The following is a 10,832-nucleotide window of genomic DNA, read 5'->3' as shown; positions in this document are numbered from 1 at the left end:
ATTTGATAATTCACATCATGCTGGAAGCGCTATTGTCGGAGCAATGATTGTTTATGATGAAGGACGTTTTGATAAAAACGGGTATCGAACTTTTCATCTACATGAAAGAGATGAATACGGTCAAATGTCTGAGATGCTTCGTCGTCGTATCACAGGGTTTGGTGAAAATTCTCCACCGGATTTATGGGTGCTCGACGGTGGAAAAACATTACGTACTTTGGCCGTTGATTTACTCCAATCCAATGGGATTAATATTGATGTTATTGCCATTAGTAAAGAAAAAATTGATGCTAAAGCACACCGTTCCAAAGGAGCAGCTCGTGATATTCTTCATGCGGCAAATCAAACCTTACGGCTAGAAAGTTTAGACAAACGGTTACAGTTTATTCAAAAACTTCGTGATGAGGCTCATCGAAGTGCGATAACGTTTCATAAAAAAATTAAACTTAAACAGGATCAACAATCAAAACATCTTTCTATTCGAGGTATTTCGCAACCAAAAATCCAAAAATTAATTGAGTTCTTTGGTACCTTCGAAGCAATTGAAAAAAGTGATTTTCAGACACTTTGTGAATTGATTGGTGCAAAAGATGCAAAAAACATCCAAAATCATGATGCAAAAACGGTCTCTAAGTAATCTTTTATGGAGTTTATGCCATATTCCATCACTTTATGTTTTCAGCAGTTTTTTAGCTAAGGGGCAAATCTATGGGACATCCTATTCCAATCGATGAAGAGTACTTTTTTGAAGGTCGTGTTATTGTCAGCGAAACTGATGTGCATGGTGTGATTACATTCGCTAATCGAAGATTTTGTGAAATTTCAGGGTATAGTGTTGATGAATTGGTTGGAAAGCCACACAATATCATCCGTCATCCTGATATGCCGCGTGCTGCCTTTGCTCAAATGTGGAAGACGGTACAATCGGGTGCTTTGTGGCATGGTTTGGTTAAAAATCTCCGTAAAGATGGACTCTATTACTGGGTTGATACTGAGGTTGCGCCTACATTTGATGAAAATGGTAACCTAAAAGGGTATATAGCAGCACGAAAACCGGCAGCACGAAAAAATATTGATGAAACGGCTGCGTTATACAAAAAAATGATTGACCAAGAAAGATAGGGGGGGATGAGTGTTATTTTATAATCATCAACGCGAATTTATCGGTATCGATGAAGATGGTCTGAAGCTTTTAAATTACGCAACGCTAGAGAATCTTCTCGATGTATGTAGTGATGTAGCCGATCTTTTCGCCAAAGAACCGGGATACATTCATAATTTTAAAAGTTTTAACTGGATTGATTTTTTACTTCATGCTGATTCCGATGCACGTTCAGCTATCGTCCATGCTAATGGGCGTACCTTTTCTTGTACATTGAGTATTCGTGATCTATATTTGTGTGTTGAATCGAGAGAACACGGCTATATGATTGATATGACACATATTCAATCGATTAGCGGCGATGATACTAAACCTCTTGTTGCACCGAAAGTACAAGAGATATCTCGTCCGATCATAGAACAAGATACTCCTCAGCCATCTTTTGAGCGGGTGAATGATATCCTTCCTGATTATACGCATATAATCCCGACGGCACTCAGTGAACCGACTCCGTTGGAACTTTCCCCTTTTGATGATAATGCATTTAAATCTCTTGATGGTTCAATAGAAGATTCATATCCAAAATCGAATTTTTCGCGGAACGATGAAATACCTCAACAAAATGAAGTAGTTTCTTTATCACCCGCTGAAAAAGACTTTTTGGAAGTCTTGAAAGTTGATAAATCATATCGATTTGATCCGAATGTTGCTGCCCGTGAATTGGGGCTTCCAGTCGATTTAATCGAAGAATTTATCGGTGATTTTATTCAACAAGCCTACGAATTTAAAAGTGAGCTTTTTAGTGCAGTCCTTAAAGCGGATATAAATAATATTAAAATTCTCTCTCATAAACTTAAAGGGGTCGCTGCTAATTTGCGTATTGAAGATGCGTTAGAATCTTTAAGCACCATTAATACGTCCAATGATTTGATTGAAATAGAGGCTAATCTCAAATATTTTTACAAGATCATTGCAAAACTTGAAGGAACCGAAAACTCTATTGGGACGGAATCATCCGAATTAGTAAATTCTGATGCAATAAAGAATGTATCTACTAGTGTTCCGGTGGATGATGATATTTATGTCTTTGCTATTAAACAAGATGAACCGCTACCGACTCCGGAAGAATCTTTCGATGATTTTATTGATACTCCGATAGAAGATGAGACAGTTCATTGTGATGTAGAAGAAGCAATCCCATCATCTTCTCCATCTTTGCATTATGAGAAAGGGATGGTTGCACAAGAACTTGGAATTGAACGTGATTTTTTCGATGAGATTATCGATGAATATAAACACGATGCTCGTATTATTGCCAAAGATATTGTTGTTGCAATCGGTGCATTTGATACCCATGCTTGGAAAAACAGTGCAGCTCAATTAAAAGGGATTAGCGATAATTTACGGTTAAGTAAAATTTCGGAAGAACTGGCAATATTATCTATAACCAATGATGCTCAAGAAGCTAATAAAGCTTCGAAGCAACTTAATAATTTTCTTGAACAATTATAAAACTAGCATACAGAGGAGACCCCATGCAACTAGGACTTAGAAATCGACTTCGTCTCATCAGTCTTTTACCCATAGTGGTACTTTTTGCACTTGCGAGCTATTACGTATACAATGCGTATAATAGTTATAAAGGTGCGCAACAACTTCAAGTACAGCTTGAAGGAAATAAGCAACTGAATGATCTTATTAACAATCTCTCACGTGAACGTGGGATGACGGTGATGTATATGGGTAACGCTTCGTTAACCACCCTTAAATCACTGCATGCGCAACGTGCTATTGTGGATCAAAAAATTACTGCTTATCAACAACATCTTCATGCATTGAGCCGCGTCCATAGTAGTGAAGGGAAAAACGCAGCAGTATTATCTAAAATAATAACTAAAATTTATAATAATATTAAAGAGTCTCGTCCGTTAGTCGATAGCGGAACTGCTAATTTTGATAAAATATTTACCGATGTTTACGGTAAATCGGGCGATAAACTTATCAATGAATTGGGTGAACTTGCTACCCTTCATTTTGATGAAGAGGTCAACTCTCTATCTTCCGCGTACCTTTCTCTTGTCCGTGCTAATGAATTTAGCAGTATTGAACGGGACTATATCACGTATGTACTCTCTCGTGCTACCCCTTTGGCAGAAGAAGAGTTGAATCGATGGATATCTTTGATTGCAAAATCCGATACGTTGAATCTTGAAGGAATTAGTAACAAAGCGATTCAAACCGTTTTAAAAGAATCTCTTTACAGTGAAGATAATACCGAACTTTATTTGGATATTACCGCTGAGAGAACCGGTATTCTTCAAGCTGCTACAACCGGTATTTATGAAACTCCTTCAGGGGTTTGGTTCGCCATGATTTCGGAAAAAACCGATGCTATCAATGCTGCTGAACAAATTTTGATTGACGCGATGGATAAGCGTACGCTTGTTGTTCAAAAACAAGCGGTTCAAATTCTTATCATTGCTATTTCGATATGGGTTCTAGGGCTTTTGATAGCCATTTTGGGATACTTTTTCTCGGCTGAGATTACCACCAATATTAAAAATCTTGAATCCGTTTTAAAACGGGTTGCTGATGATGCTCATGATAATGAAGCGGAAGCTTTGAGTCATGCTATTAATCTTGACACAACAGCAGGTACGGCACAAGCCTATGCTTTACTTGAACGTATTATTGAACAAACTATCAATGATAAACAATATGCGATGGAAGCATCTGAAGCAAAATCAATGTTTTTGGCGAATATGTCCCATGAAATTCGTACCCCTTTGAATGGAATTGTTGGATTTACGGAGCTCCTAAAAGATACAGAACTTCATGATGAACAGCGTGAGTTTATTGATATTATCGAAAAAAGTTCTGAGAATCTTCTTGAAATTATCAATAATATTCTTGACCTCTCTAAAATTGAAAGTAACAAACTTGAAATTGAAGAGATTGTCTTTAATCCATTGGATGAATTTGAAAGTTCGGTGGAAGTTTATGGAGTGCGCGCTTCTGAAAAACATATCGATCTTGCATGTTATGTGGATCCAAGTCTTGAACGACCGCTCAAAGGGGATCCGACTAAAATTAAAGAAGTTATTATTAACCTCTTATCCAATGCCGTTAAATTTACCAATAGCGGTGGAGCGATTAGTGTTGATATCAGACGTGTAGAGTGTGATATTCTAAATCGGGCTCGTGTTCGCTTTGAAGTTAAAGATAACGGTATTGGGGTTACCAGTGAACAAAAATCTCGTATTTTTGAAGCTTTTTCTCAAGCGGATACTTCTATTACGCGTAAATATGGTGGAACTGGTCTTGGATTAACGATTTCAAGCCGTTTCGTAGAGCTTATGGGATCCAAATTGGATCTTGAAAGTGAACCGGGCAATGGAACCACATTCTTCTTTACCTTGGAATTTGAAGAAATTGAAACTCTTAACGAACCTCTTAAAGGTTCTTTTTCTAATATCAATGCGGTTATTTTGGAAAGCCATTCTAAGAAAAAACTCCAAAATATATATCTCAAAGAATATCTTGATTATTTTGGTGTTAGCTATACGACATTTTATGAGTTTGATGAACTTAAAACGCTTGAACGTCAAATTAATTATGATCTTCTTTTTGTGGATAATGATTATACCAATGATGAGACGCTCCTCTCTTTTACTGCGTCACAAGAGCAATTAGTCCTTATTACTAAATCGTATTATATGAAACAAATCGATTCTATGGGAATCGAGATTTTTAAAGTTCTTTATGAACCGCTAAACAGCTCTAAAATTCGATTAACGCTTGATGCATACGAGGCAGAAGCCTTTAGCAATCGTAAACAAAAAGCGACTCGACGTAAAAAATTTGATGAAAAGAATTCTCGTTTTGCTGCCACTGCTTTAGTTGCCGAAGATAATATTATTAATCAGAAATTGATTCGTCGTACCTTAGAAGATTTAGGATTTGAAATTACGATTGCCAATAATGGTTTGGAAGCATTTGAAAAACGTAAAAATGGTAATTTCGATATTATTTTCATGGATATTCAAATGCCGGTTCTTGATGGTATTGAAGCCACACAAGAAATTTTGGATTTTGAAGAAGACTATTCAAAACACCATATTCCGATTATTGCCCTTACAGCCAATGCGTTAAAAGGGGATCGTGAGCGTTTTATAAATGCCGGTATGGATGAATATACGACAAAACCGTTGGTACGTAATGAAATCATCTCTTTGCTCAACAACTTTTTATCACATAAGATTGTGGATATTAAGGCCATTCCAAAATCGATTCAAGATATTTTCGAACTCAATGACGAAGCGCAACCCATTAGGATTTCACCCTCTAAAGCGTTTCCTTCTCCAATAGAGGATTTGATCGGTACAATTAAACCAAATGATGAACTTATTTTTGAACCAGAGCCTTATCTGGAAGTTCGTAAAGAAGTAGTGAATGAAGCAGCTCAGGAGGTGATGAAAACGTTACCCGATGAAGTGGATAGTGTTATGAAAGGATTTGATATACCATTACAGCCACTTTCGCTAACACAACCCTTGACCTATGACGCTGATATTTTATTAGCAAAGCAAAATAATTTAGAAATAAAACTTTTCAGTCGTATTCTTGATGACTTGGGATATAGCTATCAAACAGTGGATAATGTGGATAAATTTTTGGAAGCATTAGAAGAACGTCGATATAAATTGGCATTATTTGATAAAACGTTAAGTGGTCTAAATCTCAAGAATCTGTATGATATAATCCGCGCGAATGAAAGCGACATATCTTTGGTTATGCTGATTGATCCAAATCTTAGTCAAGAAGAGGGTGATGCTATCTATGTGGATGAAATTATTAAGAATGTAATTAACAAAGATCTTTTACGACTTGTTTTTGAAAAATTCATTTAAAAAATAGAGGATTTATACAATGAGTGAAAAAAAGCTGAAAGTACTTGTGGTTGATGATGATATTATCAACCTTAAGCTTCTTAAAACAATGCTAATGAAAACCCCCAATGTAGCGCAGGTTGTAGAGGCTAAAAATGGTGCCGATGCTATCGGAATTCTCAAAACGCAAGATGATATTGATATTATTTTACTGGATATTATTATGCCTGTGATGGGGGGGATTGAAATGCTTAAAGTGATTCGTGCGGATGAGTCATTGCGTCAGCTTCCTGTGATTATTTTAACCACCGATGAAACCAAAAAAACTGAGGCACTCGAATGCGGAGCCAATGGATTTTTGATGAAGCCGGTGCGTGAACGGGATGTTGTGGCTAAAATTGCTCAACTAGCACTGTAAATTTATACCTGAACGCTATCTATTGTTACTCTTTACAGCTGTTGCCAAGTTCGTTTATGAACTCTAATATCCTCTGTAGAGATATTATTATCATCTACCGTAATATCAATCAGTACCATACTCTTTTTTCCAGTACTAGAAGCTAATGCTGTACATCCTGCCGGAGCGGCACCATTGAAAGAGTAAGCTAGCGAAGCATTAATATCAAACATCCTAGCTCCTGAAGCATCATTGACCGTAATATTAAGTTGGTTTAAACAAGGATTTCCCACAGCGGATGTATTCACATCTTGTGCCCTCATTAACGCATATTCTGTTGCGCTCTGTGCTAATAAATCGGCCTGAATACGAAGATAGTTATCTGAAGCCGATTTACTGCCGGTTGAAATATTTCGGAGTAAAAATGCTCCGCTTCCGGCAATGATGACAACGACGAATATTGCTATAATCATAGCGAATCCTTTTTTCTTAGTAACGGACATGGACCATCCTTTCACGGCATATTTGATGAGCACTATCATCCGTATCGCTTAGATTTTCATCCAAACCTTTCATACAGATTTTGAGAGTGAATACGTTACCGATAGCCGAATTGACAGAAGTATTGCTAATATCATAAAGAATCGTAAAATGGGAGACTTTATCTGCTAAAAGATGGGCTGTTGCAGCGGTGTATTGTTCACCGCTCCACGGTTGAAAATCAGAGTACATACTAAAGTTGCCATCTATGGCACGAAATGCATACGCACTTCGCAGTAGATAAGCGCGGTCGGATTCTCCACTGTCACTTAGGACAGCGTTTAGTGTTAAATTGGTATCCGAATCCACCGAATTAATCGCGCGGTAGACATGGTTTTCTGCGGTGATAGGACTAGTCCATCCAAAGCGGTGACACTCATCTGATCCTTCCCCCAAGCCTTCGTTGCGAAAGATTGCAGCTGTATTCAGTGCACTGATGTTGTTCAAGGCAGTATAATTGGATTCTGGTGATGAGATGAGTGAGCCTGAGCTGATGACATGACTGCTCCATCCCGGACGCCAACGTGTACCATCCCAAAAACCTCTAATCCCATCATTATCAACCCCTACAAACGCAATGGTATAATCATGTGCATCATTTCCTGTGGTTAATATTCCCTCACAGGTAGATCCTAAAGCAGTGCCGTTGCCGTCTTGATCGAGGCGAATCATGGAGGCTGATACGGCATTTTCAAAATATTTTGAAATTTGTTCAAGCACTTGATCTGCCTGAGCGACACGTTTGGCATATTCATTGGTACGGTATATACCGTTGTAATATTGGCGAATTGCCTCTAATGCCAATCCGGCGACAATACCGAGGATCACAATAACGAAAAGGAGTTCGATCAGTGTAAAAGCTTTATTCATCCGTTTCATTCAGCAAACTTCCCAACATTGGATTTGAAAAACGTGAGCGTCATGTTGGTATCTGTATCTGTGCTTCCGGCATTGACAACGATTCGTTTCAAATGCGTTTGAGTTCCATCAGCAGGATCGGCTGGATCAACATTTGTGGATGAACCGAGCGTCCATGTTGCCGTTCCAACACCATTATTAAGATTAATCAACGCCGCTCTTACATAACTGACATTGTACGCAATTGGGATCGTATAGATAGCTCCACCCGTAGCATTGATCTCTAAATTATAAGATTGATTATGCAGTTGTTCGATCCCTTTGGTTAGGTTTAAATCCCCATTTGCCGGAGCCGTTGGCATCGAAGGAGAAGCACTGGAGCATGGTAAAGTCGAATCAGGATTACGACGATACAAAATTCCGCTCACATTTCGATCACATACCATATCTTCTGGAACTGTACCTGTAATCAATAATGGTCTAAATTCCGGGGCTGTCGAATTTTGATCCCAACGAGCTTGGGAAACACGTATGATTTCTCCTGATAAACGGATGAGAATATCTTCATCTATCAATATACCTTTAGACGCATTATTGGCGACGGCTAGAATGGAAGGGATCGAAAGAACGCTGATCGCAATAATAACAATCGCAAAAATAAGTTCGATCATAGCTATGGCGGGACGTTTCATGACGTTACCTCTCCTTATCGTGTTGAGGGTGAATAATCATATGTCACCCTGTTCGTGGTAGTCGATTTATTACTTTTTGTATTCCTTAAGCTTTCGGATGTTGCACTGCCGGCACGTCCCATATTCGGAACAATATTGATATTGAAACACGGATGGGTCAAACAGTCCAAATTGGTTGCATTGATGGGATCAGCGTATTCTGAGGCATTGGCACCGTACCAGAGCCACGGATCGGTATTGATATGGGCGATACCGCTGTATACGGGATTCGTACCTGCAAATGTGTATGTTTCTACCCCTGCACTGTTGGAAGTGGATAAGAGATTCAAAGAGGGGAGGATAACACTAACACTGGCATTACCGTCATTGCTAACATTATGCTCGGCATTGATATACCAAAGCGACGTATTACGGCTGGGTTGGAGTGTTGTACCCAGTAAAGACGATGCATTGTACACCTCATACCATGCATTGGCAGTGAATGAACTAGACCCAAAAACTCTCACATCCCGAGGAATCACTCTACCGTATGCATAGGTGATATTCATATCCATCGAAGCGGTACTGTTTGCTTCGTGGGATGATATTCCATCCGCGTACATTTGGCACTCTGAAGGGGTTGAACATTGGATGCTCAGATGGTGCAGTTGCGCTGTAATCGGATTAGTAGGGCGTGTATGATTATGATCGTAATTGATTCGAGAGAGTGTCGATAGGGAACCGTTGGTATCTTTTGTAAAATTTCCGTCACTGATTTGAAATAGGGGAATAGATAGATTTGTGGTGGTTACATTCGTTGCATTGCTGTCATAAATGAGACTACCTGAACTGTTATAATCCATAAAACGGATTTGATAGGTTCCATTGTCGAGGGTCAGATTATTTGAACTGTGTAAGGTAAGATTTAGATCTTTGGCATAGCAATCGGCTACGAAATTACTTAATACTGTATTGCTGTAGCTTAATGCTTTGATATTACCGCTTGCGCGGAGTGACATATTCATACTGTCATCTCGACTGAGATCGGATGTGTACACAAAAGCATTGGAACCGGAGGTGATGGGTGTAGGTGTCGTTCCCTTGGAAAATGCCATCGTGCTGATATCGATCGTATAGGGATGAAATGTTGCATTGTTGTCATAATAGGTGACTCCCTCAACGCTGTTGGTATGATCGCTGCCGATATTACAGCCGTTGATACTCGGATTACTCCCTATATCGCTGATTTTAACTGCACTGGTTGCATTGGAACCGACAACACAATCAGCATCGGCTGTTGTCACATAATAGGGTGAAGTATGACCGCTCGGGCTACGATCGACTGCTGTCCATGAGGAATCAATCACATCAAGCTGATAGTTGCCTACCTGTGCTACCGATATGTTTGTATCTGTCATACCTGCTGAAAATGTTAACGTCGTGTTTTTATCCGATGTATCATTGCATCCGCTTACATTCACTGTTCCGGGAGTCCAACGCCATGAGAACATTGCTGAGGAGGTATTATAATCCGTCGGAGGAAAACTGTCGATATGATTTGTCGCATTGACTTCTGTCGAATAGAGGTAACCGGATGCCAAATTTATCGCTGTCGGATTGGTATTGAGGGCTATGGTTGATTTCGATCCTCCCGTCGTTTGGTTCTGATCGTTGATTTTGACTAGAAACCCTTCGGGACGGATTGAAAAATTATCCTGAGAACAGGTGTAAGTAACATTTGTTCCATACAAACACTCCATACATACGCTCAATTCATGCTGAGTCATTCCCGAATTTCCATTTCCATTACCGTTATTGGCACATGCTTCTGGAACTTGTGTATAATGATGTTGTGTTGTTGCATTACCATTAAACACCGTCGCATCAAACGCATTGACACAGGTGCTACCAGCGTATGCAGGGAAGTTTTCTAAATGGTATTTTCCATTATCATCTTTTGTAAACGTAATCAAACCATCCGTGTCTGCACGGGAATAGCTAATACGAAATTTGACGTTTTTAGCCGCTTTTTTGAAAAACTGTCGTGATGCATTGGTGTCATAGATAATCGAACCGGTGATGATATCATCAGCGTATAAATCGGTTGTACCGCTGTTATCAAAGGTAATCCATGTATGATCGCTGATTGGAGTCATTGTTGAACAGGTCTCGGAGGTGTCGGCATCTACCAGTTCTATTTTGACGGTTGCGTTGATATCCGTCAAAGCATTCGAATTGGCACCGTATCCTACCTGTGATATGACTTTGTAATTATCGGCACGCGATGCAATCTGGGTAGGAAGATTATAATAATATTGGGATGGTAGGGCATTGTTTGCATAATCGGCATAGACAATGTTGAATCCTGCATACAC

At 39.2% G+C, this 10,832-nt stretch carries 8 protein-coding genes and 1 pseudogene; 5 read left to right on the top strand and 4 right to left on the bottom strand.

The genetic code is table 11. The annotated features are described in order from the left end of the window. The 5 genes and pseudogenes from WA010_RS12335 to WA010_RS12315 form a co-directional block, all read left to right on the top strand. Window positions 1-637, top strand: a pseudogene (locus tag WA010_RS12335) (excinuclease ABC subunit C); the annotation flags it as partial. Between the two features lie 71 nt (window positions 638-708). Then, on the top strand, window positions 709-1,122 hold the full coding sequence (locus WA010_RS12330) for a PAS domain-containing protein (RefSeq protein ID WP_422557416.1): 414 nt from the start codon (window positions 709-711) through the stop codon (window positions 1,120-1,122). A 10-nt stretch (window positions 1,123-1,132) separates the two neighbouring features. Then, entirely contained in the window at window positions 1,133-2,614 is a 1,482-nt protein-coding gene (locus tag WA010_RS12325) for a hypothetical protein (RefSeq protein ID WP_422557415.1), read from the top strand. Window positions 2,615-2,637: 23 nt separating this feature from the next. Beyond that, window positions 2,638-6,012 (top strand): ATP-binding protein, encoded by a 3,375-nt coding sequence (locus tag WA010_RS12320; protein WP_422557414.1) that lies wholly within the window; start codon window positions 2,638-2,640, stop codon window positions 6,010-6,012. A 19-nt stretch (window positions 6,013-6,031) separates the two neighbouring features. Beyond that, window positions 6,032-6,409, top strand: a complete 378-nt coding sequence (locus WA010_RS12315; protein WP_422557413.1) for a response regulator — start codon at window positions 6,032-6,034, stop codon at window positions 6,407-6,409. Window positions 6,410-6,441: 32 nt separating this feature from the next. On the opposite strand, the gene WA010_RS12310 is transcribed toward WA010_RS12315, so the two are convergent. The 4 genes from WA010_RS12310 to WA010_RS12295 form a co-directional block, all read right to left on the bottom strand. Further along, window positions 6,442-6,861 (bottom strand): hypothetical protein, encoded by a 420-nt coding sequence (locus WA010_RS12310; RefSeq protein WP_422557412.1) that lies wholly within the window; start codon window positions 6,859-6,861, stop codon window positions 6,442-6,444. A gap of 16 nt (window positions 6,862-6,877) precedes the next feature. Beyond that, window positions 6,878-7,798, bottom strand: a complete 921-nt coding sequence (locus WA010_RS12305; protein ID WP_422557411.1) for a type II secretion system protein — start codon at window positions 7,796-7,798, stop codon at window positions 6,878-6,880. 5 nt (window positions 7,799-7,803) lie between these two features. Then, window positions 7,804-8,478: a hypothetical protein gene (locus tag WA010_RS12300; protein ID WP_422557410.1), complete on the bottom strand. Its 675-nt coding sequence runs from the start codon at window positions 8,476-8,478 to the stop codon at window positions 7,804-7,806. A gap of 14 nt (window positions 8,479-8,492) precedes the next feature. Further along, on the bottom strand, window positions 8,493-10,832 hold a 2,340-nt coding region (locus tag WA010_RS12295; RefSeq protein WP_422557409.1), incomplete at its 5' end, for a hypothetical protein.

The organism is Sulfuricurvum sp. (assembly GCF_049305995.1).
Classification (GTDB): domain Bacteria; phylum Campylobacterota; class Campylobacteria; order Campylobacterales; family Sulfurimonadaceae; genus Sulfuricurvum.
This window is presented reverse-complemented; position numbering and strand designations above follow the sequence as displayed.